Raw genomic sequence first — 19045 nt, 5'->3', positions numbered from 1 at the left:
GGGATTCCTTACGCCTTAGACGCTAATTCTTCAATAGTATGGAAATGGTTGGTGTAGATACAGATATCACCGGCGATCCCCAGCGATTTCTCTACGATGTCACGAGCACCCAGTTCGGTGTTATCAAGCAGTGCACGCGCTGCGGCCTGTGCATAAGGGCCACCTGAACCAATCGCAATCAGATCATCTTCTGGCTGGATAACATCACCATTACCGGTAATGATCAGCGAGGCATTTTCATCGGCGACAGCCAATAGCGCTTCGAGCTTGCGCAGCATACGGTCGGTACGCCAGTCTTTTGCCAGTTCAACCGCCGCTTTCACCAGGTGGCCCTGGTGCATTTCTAGCTTGCGCTCAAACAGTTCGAATAGGGTGAAGGCATCCGCAGTGCCGCCAGCAAAACCGGCAATCACTTTGTCGTTATACAAACGACGCACTTTTTTAACGTTGCCTTTCATTACGGTGTTGCCGAGCGTGGCCTGACCATCACCACCGATTACGACATGGCCGTTACGGCGCACACTTACTATTGTTGTCACGAGCAGACCCCTTATTGCATCAGCTGTACCCTTCATAATTCAAGTTGTAGGTGCGTTGGCTTCTTTCAGTCACCCGAATCACTTACTTGAGTAAGCTCATCGGGATTCCTTCTTTTGCCGCCTTCCTTCAACCCGAATTATTTAGGGTAGAAATATGATCCCCAAAATATGTTCGGGGCTGAATGCAATTATAGATGGGGGGGATTTTGGGGGTTTCAACCCCCGGAGCCAAGACGAATACAGTTAGAGTGACCCGCCATCTTCAGACGGTTGATCGTACCATCGGCATTCTCTTTACCTTTGATTGGCCCAATCACCACACGATTCCAGCCATTATTGGTGGTAATGCGCGAATCAAAACCTTCGAAAGCCAACTGCGCACGGACGGTTTCCGCCTGCTCACTGCCTTTAAAGGAACCACACTGTACCATCCAGCGTTTTTCGTCTTTCGGCTTTTCCTGTGGTGCCGGAGCGGGTTTGACCGCTTCGATCGGTGCTGCCGGTTGAGCCGCTTTGGGTTGTGTCGTTGTTGTCGCTGCACGCTGCTGGGTATGCGGCGGGGTTTGCAACAAATCTTGATACGGCTGCTGCGTTGACGTCGTCGTTCGCGGTTGCTGCTGCACTGGACGTGGCTGCTGCGTTACCGGCTGCGGCTGCACAGCTCTTGGTTGCGGTGCAACTTGTTGAGCGGTGAACTGTTGCTGTTGAATAGCTTTCTGGCGCTGGAGTGTGTGCTGGCGCTGTTCTGGCGTCTGCTCATTCCATGGCACTTCATTCAACTGAGTCGGCTGCTGGCGCATATCCGCCTGCATTTGCTCCAACAACTGGCGCTGCTCGCTGGTGAGCTGATCTTTATTCTGCACTTCGCCACCGGCAGTCGGCTCAGTAGGGCTACGCACACCGGTCTGGCGATTTTCCAGTTCTTTGATGTAACGCCAGCGTTCTTCCGGTTTAGGTGGCAGGCCGTTACCTGTGACTTTGTGTCCAGGCAGGGTTTCGCTTTCATCTTTCTTATGATGAGTAATGAAGTACAGGGCACCAATAAAGGTCACCAGAACGGCGGCCGCAATGGCGACCATTGTCGGCGAGACAGACGGTAGGCTGCGTTGCTTGCTGCGGGTGCTACTTTTCTTACGCCGCGTACCTGCCGATTGCCCGCGGCGTACATAATCTCGTTGTGCCACTATCGATTCGCTATATTTTTTACGTTTATCAGCCCGCCATGTTACTTAATGGACATCCCTTTGACCAGAATCCAGTGTCCTAAAGCGGTTCATTTTCTACTGCCAGGTGCGCTGGTGGTGCCTCGTTCAATGAGCTCACAATCCAGCAAACGCGAACCACTACTCACGGCTTGCCCGTGAAGCTGATCCAATAGCAACAGCATAGCTTCTCGCCCAATATCGAAACGGGGTTGCGCCACAGTGGTGAGAGGTGGGTCACAGAACTGTGACAGAGCGATGTCATCAAAGCCCATGATTGATAAGTCTTCTGGCACGCGCAAGCCACTGCGCTTGGCCTGAGACAATGCGCCCAGCGCCATAACGTCGCTATGACAGAACACAGCGGTTGGTGGATTTGGTAGTGCCAGTAATTTCGATAACGCCGCCGCACCGGCTTCGTAGGTGAAGTCTCCACGTGCGATGTAATGTGGATCGACCACCGTTCCCGTGCGGCGCAATGCCTGCACGTACCCTTGCAAGCGGTAGTGACAAAGCGGCATCTCTTCAGGGCCAGCAATACAGGCAATTTTTTGATGGCCAAGCTGTTGCAGATAATAAACGGCGTTGAATGCAGCCGTCAGGTTATCAATATGAACGGTTGGCAGTTCCAGTTCAGGCGCAAATTCATTCGCCATCACCATCGGCGGTAAATTGCGTTGCTCTTCGATGCTGGCATCAAAAGGAAGGCGCGAGCCGAGCAATAGCATCCCGTCAATCTGCTTGGTGATAATCAGATTGATGAACGTTTTTTCTTGCTGGTTTTGATGAGCGCAATCACCAATTAACACCAAATAGCCTTGTTCCGCCGCCGTCACTTCAATACCGCGAATGATTTCGCTAAAGAAGGGATCGCAGATATCCGGGACAATAACCAGAATGGTGCGTGATTCATTACGCTTTAAATTTCGCCCCAATGAATGGGGTAAATAACCTACGGCTATAGCCGCTTGTTCCACACGATTACGAGTGCTTTGCGATACTTTATCCGGGTTCATTAACGCCCTGGACACTGTTGCAGTTGAGACTTTCGCCTGCACTGCAACATCTTTCATGGTTGCATTGGCAACCTGATTCTTCAGCTTCAACTTCTTCTCCTCGCGTGCACTTTACAGGTGCTGACAACGTCCCTGGTGTCTGACCATGCTCACATTCTTAGCAGAAATTGAGACCCGTTGGTTACAGTTATTTCATTAAAAGTGTGATGGTTGTTGAATTTTTCGATCCGCTTCGCATATCCGTAGCGCTTTGTGCTACCCGTCTATCGGGTCAACATCCAGCATCCATTTCACTTTGCGTGATTCAGGTAACGTATTAACCAGTTTCAGCGAATGGCTAACCAGCCGTTGCAGGCGTGCGCGCGAAGGGTGTTGCAGCAGAATTTGCCAGCGGAAACGGCCCCCGCGTTTGGGCTGTAAACAAGGCACTGGCCCCATTATCCACAGTTGGTCATCCCTTAACGGGCTGGACTCCAGCAGATTTCGTAACTGCTGTAAAAACAGGGGGGCCTGATGGTTATTTTGGTCTTCCGCACGGAACATGATGTGGCTGGTAAACGGTGGCAAGAACACCGTCTGGCGCTCTTTCAAAGCCTGGCTGGCGAAATCGTCATAACCTTTGGTGAGCAATGTTTGTAATAAGGGATGCTCTGGATGGTGCGTTTGTAGCAGGACTTCGCCTGGTTTGCCTGCTCGTCCAGCGCGCCCGGAAACCTGAATATAGAGCTGGGCAAAGCGTTCTGCTGCGCGGAAATCAGCGGAAAACAGCGCGCCATCAACATCCAGCAAAGCCACCAACGTCACGTCCGGGAAGTGATGCCCTTTCGCTAACATTTGCGTACCAATTAAAATGCGTGCGCCGCCACGATGAACTTCCGCCAGTTGCTGTTCAAGCGCCCCTTTACGGCTGGTGGTATCGCGGTCGATACGCGAAATCGGCACGCCCGGGAATTCCGGCGCAAGACTGTGCTCAAGTTGCTCCGTCCCCATGCCGACCGGAACCAGATTAGTGGAACCACAACTCGGGCATTGCTGAGGAACCGGTCTTTGGCTGTCGCAATGGTGGCAGCGCAAATGGCGCTGGCCCTGGTGGTAGGTGTAATAGTGATCGCAACGTGGGCATTCCGCTATCCAGCCGCATTCATGGCACAGCAGGGCGGGTGCAAATCCACGACGGTTAAGGAACAGAATCACCTGGTTATCAGCCTTCAAATGCTGGCCGATTTTCTTGATAAGCGCAGGTGCCAGGCCGGATTTCAGCGGTTGTCCTTTTAAATCCACCACTTGTTGCGTTGCCGGGCGTGCATTACCGGCGCGCTTTGTCAGGCGCAACTGCCGATATTTCCCCAAATGCACGTTGTGCAACGTTTCCAGAGCGGGGGTCGCGGAGCCAAGGATAATGGGAATATCCTCCGCATGTGCGCGATACACCGCTAAATCGCGTGCGTGATAGCGCCAGCCTTCTTGCTGTTTGTAGGAGCTGTCATGTTCTTCATCAATCACGATCACGCCGAGCCGGCAAAACGGCGTAAACAGCGACGAGCGTGTGCCAATCACAATCGCGGCCTCGCCACTGCGCGCTTTTAGCCACACGGCAAGACGTTCGCTGTCGTTAAGCCCGGAGTGCAGAACTTCTACCGGTGCGTTAAAACGCTCACGGAAACGGGCAATAGTTTGTGGCGTTAAGCCAATTTCCGGCACCAGAACCAGCGCCTGCTTGCCTTGTGCCAGCACATTTTCGAGCACGCTGAGATACACTTCCGTTTTGCCTGAACCGGTAATACCCGCCAGAAGCCAGACTGCAAAGCTTTCGGCTGAGCTGTGAATCGCACCGATTGCAGTGGCTTGCTCGGTGTTCAGGCGTAAACGTTCACCTTCGACGGAATAGCTATCGCGCCAGTCTTGCGTTGAAGGCGCGGCACTTTTCAGGCCGCATAAACCTTTAGCGCGCAGCGCTTGTAGCCCTGTTTCGCTGATTTCCAGCTCGCTCACCTGATGCCGCCAGATGATATTTTGTCGAACTGCCGCCAAAGCCTGTTGCTGCTTAGGTGCACGTTTCAGGCTATTAAGATCGGTGGCTTTACCTTCTTCAGTGGCAAACCAGTACCACAACGGCGCGTGGTGTGCGGGTTTCCCCTGGCGCAGCAAAATGGGCAGCGCGTGGAAAAGCACATCGCCAAGCGGATGGTGATAATACTCAGCAGCCCACAGCAGAACGCGCCACAGTGAAACAGGAAACAACGAAGCGCCATCCAGAACTTCAGCAACAGGTTTTAGTTCATTAATCGGCAATTCGCTGTGTTCACTAACGGCGACAACAATCCCGACAGCCTGGCGTTTACCAAACGGCACCATGACGCGACAGCCTGATTCCACCTGCATTCCATCAGGAACGAAATAGTCAAAAGTACGGGCAAGGGGAACCGGCAAAGCGACGTGGGCGACAGGCATGAATGCATCCAGGCTGATAAAAATGACGAGATAGTGTACACTGTGTGTTCCAGAAAATGCGGATCAGTTTGCATCCATTCGCGGGGTTCTGTATGATTCGCCGCCTTTGATGCGCAGTTTTTGGTATCAAAAAACCTAATTTATCAACTTCGCGTGGTGTCTGGCGTTAGGGCTGGAAGAGCGACGCGGCCTTATACAGAGGTTTTCCATGAAAAAGAATATTCACCCGAACTACGCAGAAATTACTGCAAACTGCTCATGTGGTAATTCTATCAAGATTCGCTCTACCGTGGGTCATGATCTGAACCTGGACGTCTGTGGCGAATGCCACCCGTTCTACACTGGCAAGCAGCGTGATGTTGCTACCGGTGGCCGCGTTGACCGCTTCAACAAGCGTTTCAGCGTTCCAGGCGCGAAGAAGTAATTCGCCGACGGTAAGAGAAAGGCGCCTAACGGCGCCTTTTTTGTTATTCCCGTCATCATTCAAGCCGTAGGGGTGTTGGCTGCACTCACTCACCCCAGTCACTTACTTCAGTAAGCTCCCGGGGATTTGCTCCCTTGCCGCCTACCTACGACTCGAATGCTATAGGGAATAAGGATAATTTCTGTAACTAGTATTCCCAGGTCTCTGGATCAATCCCCAACTCGCGCATGATCACCTTCGCTGCTTCAGGAATCTCATCACTACGTTCTTTACGCAGGTCCGCATCGTTTGGCAGCGGTTGGCCAGTAAACGCATGCAGAAATGCTTCACATAGCAGCTCACTGTTGGTTGCGTGACGCAGGTTATTCACCTGGCGACGGGTACGCTCATCGGTGAGGATTTTTAACACCTTCAGAGGAATGGAAACCGTAATTTTCTTTACTTGCTCACTCTTCTTCCCGTGCTCAGCGTAAGGGCTGATATATTCGCCGCTCCATTCAGCCATGAGATACTTAATCCTCTTATCAATATAAATGTGCTTCAATCGGACAACACACGACAGAAGCGATTTTCTGGACGTAGTGTACAGCGTTTATTGATCCGCGGTCTGCGGCGCTATCACCCTAAAGCGTATAATTTTAACGGCTATTGCGCGTTTGCTCAATCTATACGCAAAGAAGTTTAGATGTCCAGATGTATTGACGTCTAACTCGGCAGTGTTTACTCTGGTCTCTGACTTTTATTCGACCAGCAAGGATTCGAGAGCCATGACGCGTAAACAGGCAACTATCGCAGTACGTAGCGGTTTGAACGATGACGAGCAATACGGCTGCGTTGTACCCCCTATCCATCTTTCCAGTACTTATAATTTCACCGGATTTAATGAACCGCGCGCGCATGATTACTCGCGCCGTGGCAATCCTACGCGTGATGTCGTACAGCGTGCGCTGGCCGAACTGGAAGGTGGTGCGGGCGCAGTGCTGACAAATACCGGCATGTCAGCAATCCATCTGGTGACGACTGTTTACCTGAAGCCTGGCGATCTGCTGGTGGCTCCGCATGACTGTTACGGCGGCAGTTATCGTCTGTTTGACAGCCTGGCAAAACGCGGCGCATACCGTGTTTTGTTTGTCGATCAAGGTGATGAAGCTGCTTTAGCGGCAGCACTTAACGAAAACCCAAAACTCGTGCTGGTCGAAAGCCCAAGTAATCCCTTGTTACGAGTGGTAGATATTGCGAAAATCTGCGCCGCCGCGCGTGAAGCGGGGGCAATCAGTGTAGTGGATAACACTTTCCTGAGCCCGGCGTTGCAAAACCCGCTGGCATTGGGCGCAGATCTGGTTCTGCACTCTTGTACTAAATACCTGAATGGTCACTCAGATGTGGTTGCCGGTGTGGTGATTGCGAAAGACGCGGAAACCGTCACCGAGCTTGCCTGGTGGGCAAACAACATTGGCGTAACCGGCAGTGCTTTCGATAGCTACTTGCTGCTGCGTGGCCTGCGTACACTTTCACCACGTATGGAAGTGGCGCAACGAAATGCCCAGGCGATTGTCGATTTCCTGCAAACGCAACCGCTGGTGAAAAAGCTGTATCATCCTTCGCTGCCAGAAAACCAGGGCCATGAAATTGCTGCTCGTCAGCAAAAAGGTTTTGGCGCGATGCTGAGTTTTGAATTTAATGGCGACGAGCAAACGCTGCGTCGATTCCTGAGTAGCCTGACTCTCTTCACGTTAGCGGAATCGCTGGGTGGAGTAGAAAGTTTGATTTCACACGCGGCGACGATGACCCATGCGGGCATGGCGCCAGAAGCGCGTGCAGCAGCAGGGATTTCAGAAACCTTGCTGCGTATTTCGACTGGCATTGAAGATAGTGAAGATTTAATTGCTGACCTGGAAAATGCGTTCCGGGTTGCAGCCGAGGGGTAAGCATGAGTGTTTCAGCACCAGCAGCGGCGCCGGTTCGCCAACTGCATAAATTTGGTGGCAGTAGTCTGGCAGATGTGAAGTGTTACCTGCGCGTTGCAGGGATCATGGCCGAGTATTCTCATCCTGGCGACATGATGGTGGTTTCCGCCGCCGGTAGCACGACCAACCAGTTGATTAACTGGCTAAAATTGAGCCAAAGCGATCGTCTTTCTGCTCATCAGGTTCAACAAGCGCTGCGTCGTTATCAGAGCGAGTTGATTAGCGGCCTTGTGGCTCCTGAGGTTGCTGATGCTCTGATCGGTGCATTCATTCAGGATCTTGAGCGTCTGGCGGCTTTGCTGGATGGCAAAATGACTGACGCAGTGTATGCCGAAGTCGTAGGTCATGGTGAAATTTGGTCTGCACGCCTGATGTCTGCGGTGCTGAATCAGTTAGGTCACCCGGCTGCATGGCTGGATGCGCGTGAATTTATGCGCGCTGAACGTGCTGCTCAACCACAAGTTAACGAAGGCTTATCCTGGCCTTTGCTGCAAGAACTTATGGCGCAACATCCGCATAAGCGCCTCGTCGTTACCGGCTTTATTTGCCGTAATGATGCGGGTGAAACCGTGCTGCTTGGCCGTAATGGTTCTGACTATTCCGCCACTCAAATTGGTGCATTGGCTGGGGTTTCCCGCGTGACCATCTGGAGTGACGTTGCCGGGGTTTACAGCGCTGACCCACGTAAAGTGAAAGATGCGTGCTTGCTGCCTCTTTTGCGCCTGGATGAAGCGAGTGAGCTGGCTCGCCTGGCCGCTCCTGTCCTACACGCCCGTACCTTGCAGCCTGTTTCCGGTAGCGATATCGACCTGCAATTACGTTGCAGCTATTCACCAGAACAAGGTTCAACACGTATCGAGCGTGTGCTGGCTTCCGGTACTGGCGCACGTATCGTCACCAGCCACGATGATGTCTGCCTGATTGAACTGCAGGTTTCCCCGCAGCAAGATTTTAAGCTGGCACACAAAGAGCTGGATACGTTGTTAAAACGTGCCCAGATTCGCCCGCTGTCGGTTGGCGTTCATCCCGATCGTAACCTGCTGCAACTTTGCTATACCTCAGAAGTTGCCGGCAGCGTGTTAGAAACGCTCACGAAAGCCAACCTGCCGGGCGAATTACGTCTGCGTGAAAGCCTGGCGCTGGTGGCGATGGTGGGCGCAGGCGTATGTCGTAACCCGCTGCATAGCCACCGCTTCTGGCAGCAGTTGAAAGACCAGCCTGTTGAGTTTATCTGGCAGTCTGAAGACGGAATTAGTTTGGTTGCGGTACTGCGTGTTGGCCCAACTGAAAATCTCATCAAAGGTCTGCATAAGTCCCTGTTCCGCGCTGAAAAACGTGTTGGTCTGGTGCTTTTCGGTAAAGGGAATATTGGTTCTCGCTGGCTGGAATTGTTCGCCCGCGAGCAAGAAACTATTTCTGCTCGTACCGGTTTTGAATTCGTTCTGGCGGGTGTTGTAGATAGCCGCCGCAGTTTGCTGAATTACGAAGGGCTGGATGCCAGCCGCGCGCTCGCTTTCTTTAACGACGAAGCGGTAGAGCAGGATGAAGAATCCCTGTTCCAGTGGATGCGTTCGCATCCGTATGACGACTTGGTGGTTCTGGATGTGACGGCGAGTGAGCAATTGGCCGATCAGTATCTTGATTTCGCCAGCCACGGTTTCCACGTGATCAGCGCCAATAAACTGGCCGGTGCCAGCAACAGCCAGAAGTACCGTGAAATTCGCAACGCCTTTACCAAGACAGGCCGCCACTGGTTGTATAACGCCACCGTGGGTGCAGGTTTGCCGGTCAACCATACCGTTCGTGACCTGCGTGAAAGCGGCGACTCAATTCTTGCCATCAGCGGTATTTTCTCCGGTACGCTCTCCTGGCTGTTCCTGCAATTCGATGGCACGGTGCCGTTTACCGATTTGGTGGACCAGGCCTGGCAGCAAGGGTTGACTGAACCAGACCCGCGCGTTGATCTTTCCGGTAAAGACGTGATGCGCAAGCTGGTGATTCTTGCCCGTGAAGCAGGTTATGACATCGAGCCAGATCAGGTGCGCGTTGAATCGCTGGTAACAAACGGTAGTGAAACTGGTTCAATTGACCATTTCTTTGAAAATGGCGATGAGCTGAACGAACAGATGGTTCAGCGTTTTGAAGCGGCTCAGGAAATGGGTCTGGTGTTACGTTACGTGGCGCGTTTCGATGCCAATGGTAAAGCGCGTGTCGGCGTGGAGGCGGTGCGCCCTGAGCACCCGTTGGCTTCGCTGCTGCCGTGCGATAACGTCTTCGCCATCGAAAGCCGCTGGTATCGCGATAACCCGCTGGTGATTCGTGGGCCTGGCGCTGGTCGGGATGTGACGGCTGGCGCTATTCAGTCGGATCTCAACCGTTTGGCGCAGTTGCTGTAAACGGTGCAGTGACAGAAATACCGAGGCCAGCTTTAGCTGGCCTTTTTTCATCCTCCCCCTCGAACATGAATAAATTTCAACTTGAGTGAGAAATCCTCATTTCTTGTGTTGAATTTTCTGTTGACGACGTCACGCTTTTCCTTCATCTTGCTATCTGGACGTCTAAACGTCTGGATAGCAACAAAACACAACATCACATAATAAAATGCGATTAATGAGGTAAGGGTATGAGCTTTTTTCACGCCAACCAGCGGGAAGCACTGAATCAGAGTCTGGCCGAAGTCGCCGGGCAAATTAACGTTTCCTTTGAATTTTTCCCGCCGCGCACCAGTGAAATGGAACAAACCCTGTGGAGCTCAATTGATCGACTCAGCAGCCTGAAGCCAAAATTTGTCTCCGTGACTTACGGCGCAAACTCGGGCGAACGTGACCGCACGCATAGCATCATCAAAGGCATTAAAGACCGCACCGGTCTGGAAGCGGCACCGCACCTGACTTGTATTGATGCAACGCGCGATGAACTGCGTGCTATCGCGCAGGATTACTGGAATAACGGTATCCGTCATATCGTGGCTCTGCGCGGTGATTTACCGCCAGGCGGCGGCAAACCGGATATGTACGCTTCTGACCTGGTGACGTTACTTAAAGATGTCGGTGACTTTGATATTTCTGTCGCAGCTTACCCGGAAGTTCATCCTGAAGCGAAAAGTGCGCAGGCTGATCTTATCAACCTGAAGCGCAAGATTGATGCCGGTGCAAACCGCGCTATTACTCAGTTCTTCTTCGATGTAGAAAGTTATCTGCGCTTCCGCGACCGCTGCGCCGCTGCGGGTATCGACGTTGAAATCGTGCCGGGTATTCTGCCGGTCAGTAACTACAAGCAGGCACACAAATTTGCCACCATGACCAATGTGCGCGTTCCGCACTGGATGGCGCAAATGTTTGAAGGCCTGGATGACGACGCGGAAACTCGCAAAATGGTCGGTGCTAATATTGCGATGGATATGGTGAAAATTCTCAGCCGTGAAGGCGTGAAAGACTTCCACTTCTATACGCTAAACCGCGCAGAGATGAGTTACGCAATTTGCCACACGCTGGGTGTTCGCCCGACTATCTGATTGAAGAAAATGGCCCGCAAGGGCCATGACTTTCTCCGCAGTAAACTCACATCCATTCTCCTGATTTCCTTCGAACTTTTAATTCTTAATTTTGAAAGTTTATGGGGTTGTCGACGTTTTGTTAAAAAAACTTTTGCTACCTTGCCTCTGGTCAGAAGGTAATAACTATCAAATCTGTAGTTTTTTTCATCTATAACTTATCTGCAGAGATGTATATCCTGGTACTACAACAGTGAAAGGGAGCAGGAAGATGAGCACGAACGAAAACGATCATAATACGTTGTCAGCAGGAAAGTGCCCGTTTCATCAGGGCAGTCAGGATGTAAGCGCAGGAGCGGGTACAAGCACTCGTGACTGGTGGCCAAAACAACTCCGTGTTGACCTCCTCAATCAGCACTCTAACCGTTCAAACCCCCTGGGCGAAGATTTTGACTACCGCAAAGAATTCAGCAAACTTGATTATTCTGCTCTGAAAGGCGACCTCAAAGCCCTGTTAACCGATTCTCAGCCATGGTGGCCTGCTGATTGGGGCAGCTATGCCGGGCTGTTCATTCGTATGGCCTGGCATGGTGCTGGCACCTATCGCTCAGTCGATGGTCGTGGTGGCGCAGGCCGTGGTCAGCAGCGTTTTGCTCCTCTTAATTCCTGGCCGGATAACGTTAGCCTTGATAAAGCCCGTCGCCTGCTGTGGCCTATCAAACAGAAATATGGTCAGAAAATATCCTGGGCCGATCTTTATGTGCTAGCGGGGAACGTGGCGCTGGAAAACTCCGGTTTCCGTACCTTCGGTTTTGGCGCTGGACGTGAAGACGTTTGGGAGCCAGACCTTGATGTGAACTGGGGTAATGAAAAAGCCTGGCTTGAGCATCGTGATCCTGAAGCGCTCGCCAAACGCCCATTGGCCGCGACCGAAATGGGGCTGATTTATGTTAACCCGGAAGGGCCAAATGCCAGTGGTGAACCGCTCTCCGCGGCCGCTGCCATTCGTGCGACTTTTGGCAATATGGGGATGAACGACGAAGAGACTGTCGCGCTTATCGCGGGTGGTCATACGCTGGGTAAAACCCACGGTGCGGCGGAAGCAACCCATGTAGGAGTCGATCCGGAAGCCGCGCCAATTGAAGCGCAGGGTTTAGGCTGGACGAGCAGCCACGGCTCAGGCGCAGGTGCTGATGCGATTACTTCTGGCCTGGAAGTCGTCTGGTCACAAACGCCAACGCAGTGGAGTAACTACTTCTTCGAGAACCTGTTCAAATTTGAATGGGTACAGACGCGCAGCCCGGCTGGTGCCATTCAGTTTGAAGCTGTAAATGCGCCAGAAATCATTCCTGATCCTTTTGATCCCTCGAAAAAACGTAAGCCAACAATGTTGGTTACCGACCTGACGCTGCGTTTTGACCCTGAATTCGAGAAAATTTCACGTCGTTTCCTTAATGATCCTCAGGCATTCAATGAAGCCTTTGCCCGCGCATGGTTCAAGCTGACTCACCGCGATATGGGGCCAGTAGCGCGTTATATCGGCCCGGAAGTGCCAAGAGAAGAACTGATTTGGCAGGATCCGTTGCCGAAAGCGACATTCAGCCCAACACCAGCAGATATCGACCACCTGAAAGCAGAAATTGCCCGTTCCGGTTTGTCAGTGAGTGAACTGGTGTCTGTCGCCTGGGCATCGGCCTCTACTTTCCGTGGCGGCGATAAACGTGGCGGTGCTAATGGTGCGCGCCTGGCACTGGCACCTCAGCGTAGCTGGGATGTGAATGCGACGGCAGCGCGTGCTCTGCCAGCGCTGGAAGCGATTCAGAAAGCCTCTGGTAAAGTATCTTTGGCCGATATCATTGTACTGGCCGGTGTGGTGGGTGTTGAGCAGGCAGCGGAAGCGGCTGGCATCAGCGTACGTGTTCCGTTTATTCCGGGTCGTGTGGACGCCAGCCAGGATCAGACCGATATCGAGATGTTCAACCTGCTTGAGCCAGCGGCAGACGGGTTCCGTAACTACCGTGCTCGCGTGGATGCGGCGACAACAGAATCCCTGCTGATTGATAAAGCACAGCAACTGACGCTGACCGCACCAGAACTCACCGTGCTGGTAGGTGGTTTGCGTGCGCTGGGTGCGAATTTTGATGGCGGTAAACAAGGTGTATTCACCGATCGTCTTGGCGTGCTCAGTAACGATTTCTTTGTCAACCTGCTGGATATGCGCACCGAATGGAAAGCGACCGATGACTCTTCTGAGTTGTTTGAAGGCCGCGATCGTCAGTCGGGTGAGGTGAAACATCTGGCGACTCGTGCAGACCTGGTCTTTGGTTCCAATGCGGTTCTGCGTGCGCTGGCGGAAGTGTATGCCAGTGGCGATGCTAAAGAGAAGTTTGTGAAAGACTTTGTTGCAGCCTGGGTGAAAGTGATGAATCTGGATCGCTTTGACCTGCAATAATCTGCTATCTGACATGAAAATCCCCGCGTAAGTGCGGGGATTTTTTATGGGTATTATTCCCAGGCTTCTAACAGGCGCTGACCGTACTGGTCAGCAACTAACAGCGCGGCAATGGCTTGATCAACTGTCACACCGCCAGGCATATTGTGGATAGTTTCGCCTTCTGCACAGGCAGCTCTCGCAACAATGCGCATTTTTTCTGCAACTTCAGTTTTGATATCCAGCTGTGCCAGCGTGAGCGGTAAACCCACCGAGTGACACAGTGCGGCAACGGTTTCGAACTCTTCTTGCGAGGCGTTTTCCAGCACTAACTGGGTCAGCGTACCGAAAGCCACTTTTTCGCCATGATAGAAATGATGCGCATCTGGAATTGCGGTCAAACCGTTATGAATTGCATGAGCCGCCGCGAGGCCGCCGCTTTCAAAACCGACGCCGCTCAAATAGGTGTTGGCTTCGATGACGCGTTCCAGTGCTGGCGTAACAACATGCTGCTCTGCTGCAAGCATCGCTTTTTCACCCTCTTCGAGCAGTGTGTTGTAGCACAATTCTGCCAGAGCAAGCGCGGCATGAGTGCAACGGCCACCCGCCATAGTCGTGGCACCGCTGCGGGAACAGGCGCGGGCTTCAAACCAGGTCGCCAGAGCATCACCAATCCCTGCAGCCAGTAAACGAGCTGGCGCACCGGCGACGATTTTAGTGTCGACAATAACCATTTCTGGGTTGTTGGGGAGCAGCAGATAACGGTCGAATTCGCCGGTATCGGTATAAATAACGGAAAGGGCGCTACATGGAGCGTCTGTGGAGGCAATGGTCGGAGCTATCGCGACCGGAACATCTATAAAGTGCGCCAGTGCTTTTGCGGTATCGAGCGTTTTTCCGCCACCGATACCCAGTATTGCACTGCACTGCATTTTTTCTGCCACGGCGCGTAAACGATTTATTTCATTTTGCGAACATTCACCGCCAAATGGCGCGACTTCTAGCGCTAATCCGGCATCCTTCATGCTTTTGCTTAATGCTTCCTGCGCAAAACCTAATACAAATTTATCACCCACGACCAGCCAACGTTCGGCCAGTGGGCTCAGATATTCTCCTAGTCTTGTAATGACATCGGCACCCTGGATGTATTTACTCGGTGATTGAATGATGCGATCCATACTTTATTTCCCTTATAAGTGGATAGGGTCAAGTCCGTGAGTCGAGTCTTGCCCGAACTTCACTACTACTGACTCTACCGTAGGGGTGTTGAGTATTTGTTGAGCTACATCTAACGGCAGGGTGATCGTTTCGCAGACTGGCAGTTAATATCGTGGGTGGCACCGCATAGGGGTAAAAACAAAAACCCCGCTTGCGCGGGGTTTGAAAACTGCCTGATTTCGGGCTTAACCCGTGTTACGCATACCTGCCGCAACACCGGCAATGGTCACCATCAGCGCCTGTTCTACCTGCGCATTTGGTTCCTCACCTTTCTCTTCCAGTTGACGAGAACGGTGCAGCAATTCAGCCTGCAATACGTTCAACGGATCGGTGTAGATGTTACGTAACTGGATAGATTCGGCGATCCACGGCAAGTCGGCCATCAGATGGGAATCGTTGGCGATATCCAGCACCACTTTGATATCCGCTTCCAGTTGGTCGCGTAGCTGTTTACCTAGCTTCCACAGTTCCGGTTTCACCAGACGTTGGTCGTAGTATTCCGCCAACCACAAGTCAGCTTTGGCAAATACCATTTCCAGCATCCCAAGGCGTGTCGAGAAGAATGGCCAGTCGCGGCACATCGTTTCCAGCACATCTTGTTTGCCATCTTCGACAACTTTTTGTAACGCGGCACCCGCGCCCAACCAGGCTGGAAGCATCAGACGGTTCTGCGTCCAGGCGAAAATCCACGGAATGGCTCGCAGAGACTCAACGCCACCGTTAGGTTTACGTTTCGCAGGGCGTGAACCCAGCGGCAGTTTACCTAGTTCCAGCTCTGGTGTTGCTGAACGGAAATACGGCACGAAGTCTTCGTTTTCGCGGATATACCCACGATACATATCACAGGAGGTCGCAGACAGATCCTCCATGATATGTTTCCACTCTTTCTTCGGCTCTGGCGGCGGCAGCAGGTTAGCTTCAAGAATCGCACTGGTGTAGAGCGACAGGCTGCTGATAGTGATTTCCGGCAGACCGTATTTGAAGCGAATCATCTCGCCTTGTTCAGTCACGCGCAGGCCGCCTTTCAGGCTGCCCGGAGGTTGAGAAAGCAGAGCTGCATGCGCTGGCGCACCGCCACGACCAATAGAACCGCCGCGTCCGTGGAACAGCGTCAGGGTAATTCCGGCTTTCTCGCAGGTTTTGATCAGCGCATCTTGTGCCTGATACTGCGCCCAGGATGCCGCCATCACGCCTGCGTCTTTTGCCGAGTCAGAATAGCCAATCATGACCATCTGTTTGCCCTGAATAAAGCCGCGATACCAGTCGATATTCAGCAACTGAGTCATTACGTCGTCGGCGTTGTTCAGGTCGTCGAGGGTTTCGAACAGTGGAGCCACAGGCAGCGCGAAAGTGCAGCCCGCTTCTTTGAGTAACAGGTGAACCGCCAGCACGTCCGACGGCGTTTTTGCCATCGAAATCACGTAAGCCGCGATTGAACCACGTGGAGCTTCGGCAATGACTTTGCAGGTATCCAGCACTTCGCGAGTTTCTTCGCTCGGTTCCCACTGGCGCGGCAAAAGTGGACGCTTAGAGTTCAATTCACGGATCAAGAAGGCTTGTTTGTCCGCCTCGGACCAGCTTTCGTAATCACCAATGCCCAGGTAGCGAGTCATCTCGCCCAGCGCTTCGGTATGGCGAGTACTTTCCTGGCGGACATCAATGCGCACCAACGGAACGCCGAAGCATTTCACGCGGCGCAAGGTGTCGAGTAACTGACCGTTAGCGATAATGCCCATACCGCAAGCTTGTAGCGACTGGTAACACGCGTAGAGCGGATCCCAAAGCTGTTCGTTTTGCGTCAGTAAACCTTCTGGTTTTGGCAGATGCTGGCCTTTCAGGCGTGCTTCCAGCCAGGCTTGAGTCACCATTAATTGCTGACGAATACCTTTCATGATGCAACGGTACGGCTCTTGTGCGGCGTCCGGGCCTGCAAGTTCGCTCAGTTCAGGCGTGCATTCCACCATCGAAAGCTCAGAAATCAGCACCTGAATATCGCGCAGGAACAGGTCGGTGGCTTTCCAGCGGCTGAGCAACAGCACGTGGCGGGTAATATCGGCGGTCACGTTCGGGTTGCCGTCGCGGTCGCCGCCCATCCAGGAGGTGAATCGTACCGGGACGAAATCGACCGGCAGTTTGTAATTCAGATTGTCTTCGAGTTGCTCGTTCAGTTCGCGCAGGTAGTTAGGAACCCCTTCCCACAGGCTGTTTTCAACTACCGCAAAACCCCATTTCGCTTCATCTACAGGGGACGGGCGGTATTTACGGATTTCATCGGTGTGCCAGGCCTGTGCCACCAGTTGGCGCAGACGGCGCATAATCTGGTTACGTTCGTAATCGGCAATGTCGCTATGGTCGAGTTGTTTCAGGCAGCTGTTTACTTCAACCAGCTTGTGAATCAGGGTGCGGCGGGTGATTTCGGTTGGGTGTGCGGTCAGAACTAATTCTAATGACAGCGATTCAACAGCATCACGAACGGCATCTTCGCTAATATCCGGCTGATTTTTTAATTTTTGGAGTGTCTTAGCGATAACTTCGGGATTGCTGGCGGCTTCGCCATTAGCGGAAATACTGTGATATTGCTCGGCGGTGTTGGCCAGGTTCAGGAACTGGCTGAATGCACGGGCTACAGGGAGTAGTTCGTCATTAGACAGGTTCTGTAACGTGGTGAGCAACTCTTGACGGTTCGCTTCATTGCCCGCTCGTGACGATTTCGACAACTTACGGATTGTTTCTACCCGGTCAAGGATGTTTTCACCTAATGCATCTTTGATGGTATCCCCGAGCAACTTGCCGAGCATACTGACATTACTTCGCAAAGCGGAATATTGTTCGTTCATTGTAGTCCCACACACCCCATCTTTTTATGTAACTTAATTTCACCCGTGAAGGTTCAACACCGTCTTTATAAAGCCACGTAAGTTATCATTCGTCAATTGCTACGAAATCGTTTCAGCAAACGAATAAATGGCGCTAATTCATGAAATTTAATTACTAACTTCGTGGATAAGCGTTTCTTATGAGGATCCGCTAAAAAGCAGCCGAAAAAGGGGGCAAAACCCCCTGAATCGCTATTTTTCAATGCCAGCAAAAATGATGCACAACCTGTGTAATGAGTTTGCGAGTTGGCTCGATAAACCGTGTTTCGAGGTATTCGTCCGGCTGGTGTGCCTGGTTTATAGAACCTGGCCCCAGAACCAGCGTCGGGCAAATGGTCTGAATAAATGGCGCTTCGGTGCAGTAGTTCACCACTTCTGTTTGCGCGCCCAATAATTTTTCGACCACTTGTACTAGCTGGTGGTCTTTGGCGCACTCATAGCCCGGAATCGGCGGGTGAAGTTCAGAAACTGTCAGGCGGCCTGGCCATTTCTGGCTTACCGGTTCCAGCGCTTCGTTAAGCAAACCGTTAAGATCATTTAACGTAAGGCCCGGAAGCGGGCGAATATCCATATGCAGTTCACAACAGGCACAAATACGGTTGGCGGCATCGCCACCGCTGATATGGCCGAGGTTTAGCGTTGGATACGGCACGGTGAAGGCATCGTGGTGATAACGCTCTTTCAGCGTGTTTTTCAGCGACATGATGTGGCCGATTGCGTCGTGCATCAGTTCGATAGCGTTCACGCCCCGAGCGGGATCGCTGGAGTGACCGGACTGGCCTAGAATGCGAATCGCGTTAGAGATATGGCCTTTGTGGGCGCGCACTGGCTGCAACGAAGTCGGCTCACCAATAATGGCGCAGTCCGGGCGTATGCTGGTGTTTTCAGAGAAATAGCGTGCGCCCGCCATAGTCGTTTCTTCATCGGCGGTCGCCAGAATATAGAGCGGCTTTTTAAGCGTCGTCACATCCACATCGCGCAGCGCATCGAGAATAAAGGCGAAGAAACCTTTCATATCGGCAGTGCCGAGGCCGTACAGTTTATTTTCATGTTCGGTCAGCGTGAACGGATCGCGTGTCCAGCGGCCATCGTCGAACGGAACGGTATCCGTGTGACCCGCCAGCAACAACCCACCGGCACCGGTACCGGTGCTCGCCAGCATATTGAATTTATTACGTGTACCTGGTACGGGTTGTATTTCGACATTAAAGCCAAGATCGCGGAACCAGCCCGCCAGCAAATTGATTAAAGACTGATTGCTCTGATCCAACGCACTGTCGGTAGCGCTGATGGAAGGGGTGGCGATCAATGCGCGGTAAATCTCGATAAAAGGAGGTAATTTCATCTTCACTGTTGACAGGCCTTAGCTCAGGTTGGTATACATAATCATGCAGTAATATTGAATAAAAATACATTATTACCTGCCGC

Annotated in this window: 13 protein-coding genes and 1 pseudogene; 5 read left to right on the top strand and 9 right to left on the bottom strand. The window is 52.4% G+C overall.

The window, feature by feature from the left end; translation table 11 throughout:
- Positions 1-8 precede the first annotated feature (8 nt).
- From hslV to priA, 4 genes are all read right to left on the bottom strand, one after another.
- On the bottom strand, positions 9-539 hold the full coding sequence (gene hslV / locus MNO13_RS23790; protein ID WP_064541694.1) for an ATP-dependent protease subunit HslV: 531 nt from the start codon (positions 537-539) through the stop codon (positions 9-11).
- Between the two features lie 215 nt (positions 540-754).
- Complete coding sequence (gene ftsN / locus MNO13_RS23785) at positions 755-1723, bottom strand: cell division protein FtsN (RefSeq protein ID WP_121814601.1); 969 nt, start codon at positions 1721-1723, stop codon at positions 755-757.
- 89 nt (positions 1724-1812) lie between these two features.
- Positions 1813-2847, bottom strand: coding sequence for a DNA-binding transcriptional regulator CytR (gene cytR / locus MNO13_RS23780; protein WP_237931363.1), 1035 nt, complete (start codon positions 2845-2847; stop codon positions 1813-1815).
- Positions 2848-3012: 165 nt separating this feature from the next.
- On the bottom strand, positions 3013-5208 hold the full coding sequence (gene priA, locus MNO13_RS23775; RefSeq protein WP_133523060.1) for a primosomal protein N': 2196 nt from the start codon (positions 5206-5208) through the stop codon (positions 3013-3015).
- Between the two features lie 208 nt (positions 5209-5416).
- On the opposite strand from priA, the gene rpmE reads away from it, so the two are divergent.
- Entirely contained in the window at positions 5417-5632 is a 216-nt protein-coding gene (rpmE, locus tag MNO13_RS23770) for a 50S ribosomal protein L31 (protein ID WP_034500060.1), read from the top strand.
- 187 nt (positions 5633-5819) lie between these two features.
- Here rpmE and metJ read toward each other — a convergent pair whose 3' ends face one another.
- On the bottom strand, positions 5820-6137 hold the full coding sequence (gene metJ / locus MNO13_RS23765) for a met regulon transcriptional regulator MetJ (protein ID WP_034461414.1): 318 nt from the start codon (positions 6135-6137) through the stop codon (positions 5820-5822).
- A gap of 262 nt (positions 6138-6399) precedes the next feature.
- Between metJ and metB the strand changes: the two genes are divergently transcribed.
- The 4 genes from metB (at position 6400) to katG (ending at position 13544) form a co-directional block, all read left to right on the top strand.
- A complete protein-coding gene (gene metB / locus MNO13_RS23760) occupies positions 6400-7560 on the top strand; it encodes a cystathionine gamma-synthase (RefSeq protein ID WP_064541682.1) in 1161 nt (386 codons plus the stop codon).
- A 2-nt stretch (positions 7561-7562) separates the two neighbouring features.
- Entirely contained in the window at positions 7563-9995 is a 2433-nt protein-coding gene (locus MNO13_RS23755; protein ID WP_241939376.1) for a bifunctional aspartate kinase/homoserine dehydrogenase II, read from the top strand.
- A 227-nt stretch (positions 9996-10222) separates the two neighbouring features.
- Positions 10223-11113, top strand: a complete 891-nt coding sequence (metF, locus tag MNO13_RS23750; protein ID WP_064541676.1) for a methylenetetrahydrofolate reductase — start codon at positions 10223-10225, stop codon at positions 11111-11113.
- A 250-nt stretch (positions 11114-11363) separates the two neighbouring features.
- Entirely contained in the window at positions 11364-13544 is a 2181-nt protein-coding gene (gene katG / locus MNO13_RS23745) for a catalase/peroxidase HPI (RefSeq protein ID WP_241939375.1), read from the top strand.
- 53 nt (positions 13545-13597) lie between these two features.
- Here katG and gldA read toward each other — a convergent pair whose 3' ends face one another.
- The 4 genes and pseudogenes from gldA to argE all read right to left on the bottom strand — a co-directional run bounded on the left by gldA (position 13598) and on the right by argE (position 18968).
- On the bottom strand, positions 13598-14701 hold the full coding sequence (gene gldA, locus MNO13_RS23740; RefSeq protein WP_064541670.1) for a bifunctional L-1,2-propanediol dehydrogenase/glycerol dehydrogenase: 1104 nt from the start codon (positions 14699-14701) through the stop codon (positions 13598-13600).
- A gap of 12 nt (positions 14702-14713) precedes the next feature.
- Positions 14714-14836, bottom strand: a pseudogene (locus MNO13_RS23735) (fructose-6-phosphate aldolase); the annotation flags it as partial.
- A gap of 90 nt (positions 14837-14926) precedes the next feature.
- Positions 14927-17578, bottom strand: a complete 2652-nt coding sequence (ppc, locus tag MNO13_RS23730; protein WP_064541666.1) for a phosphoenolpyruvate carboxylase — start codon at positions 17576-17578, stop codon at positions 14927-14929.
- A 238-nt stretch (positions 17579-17816) separates the two neighbouring features.
- Positions 17817-18968: an acetylornithine deacetylase gene (gene argE / locus MNO13_RS23725; protein WP_064541663.1), complete on the bottom strand. Its 1152-nt coding sequence runs from the start codon at positions 18966-18968 to the stop codon at positions 17817-17819.
- Positions 18969-19045 lie beyond the last annotated feature (77 nt).

The sequence above is a fragment of the Buttiauxella ferragutiae genome (assembly GCF_022637515.1).
Classification (GTDB): domain Bacteria; phylum Pseudomonadota; class Gammaproteobacteria; order Enterobacterales; family Enterobacteriaceae; genus Buttiauxella; species Buttiauxella ferragutiae.
Note: the sequence above shows the minus strand (reverse complement) of the source record. Positions and strands in the feature narration are given on the sequence as shown.

Bases quoted from the DNA above. Each gene is read 5' to 3' on its own strand.
- MNO13_RS23755 (WP_241939376.1), top strand. From the start codon at position 7,563: ATGAGTGTTTCAGCACCAGCAGCGGCGCCGGTTCGCCAACTGCATAAA.
- katG (WP_241939375.1), top strand. From the start codon at position 11,364: ATGAGCACGAACGAAAACGATCATAATACGTTGTCAGCAGGAAAGTGC.
- metJ (WP_034461414.1), bottom strand. From the start codon at position 6,137: ATGGCTGAATGGAGCGGCGAATATATCAGCCCTTACGCTGAGCACGGG.
- metB (WP_064541682.1), top strand. From the start codon at position 6,400: ATGACGCGTAAACAGGCAACTATCGCAGTACGTAGCGGTTTGAACGAT.
- ppc (WP_064541666.1), bottom strand. From the start codon at position 17,578: ATGAACGAACAATATTCCGCTTTGCGAAGTAATGTCAGTATGCTCGGC.
- rpmE (WP_034500060.1), top strand. From the start codon at position 5,417: ATGAAAAAGAATATTCACCCGAACTACGCAGAAATTACTGCAAACTGC.
- gldA (WP_064541670.1), bottom strand. From the start codon at position 14,701: ATGGATCGCATCATTCAATCACCGAGTAAATACATCCAGGGTGCCGAT.
- priA (WP_133523060.1), bottom strand. From the start codon at position 5,208: ATGCCTGTCGCCCACGTCGCTTTGCCGGTTCCCCTTGCCCGTACTTTT.
- metF (WP_064541676.1), top strand. From the start codon at position 10,223: ATGAGCTTTTTTCACGCCAACCAGCGGGAAGCACTGAATCAGAGTCTG.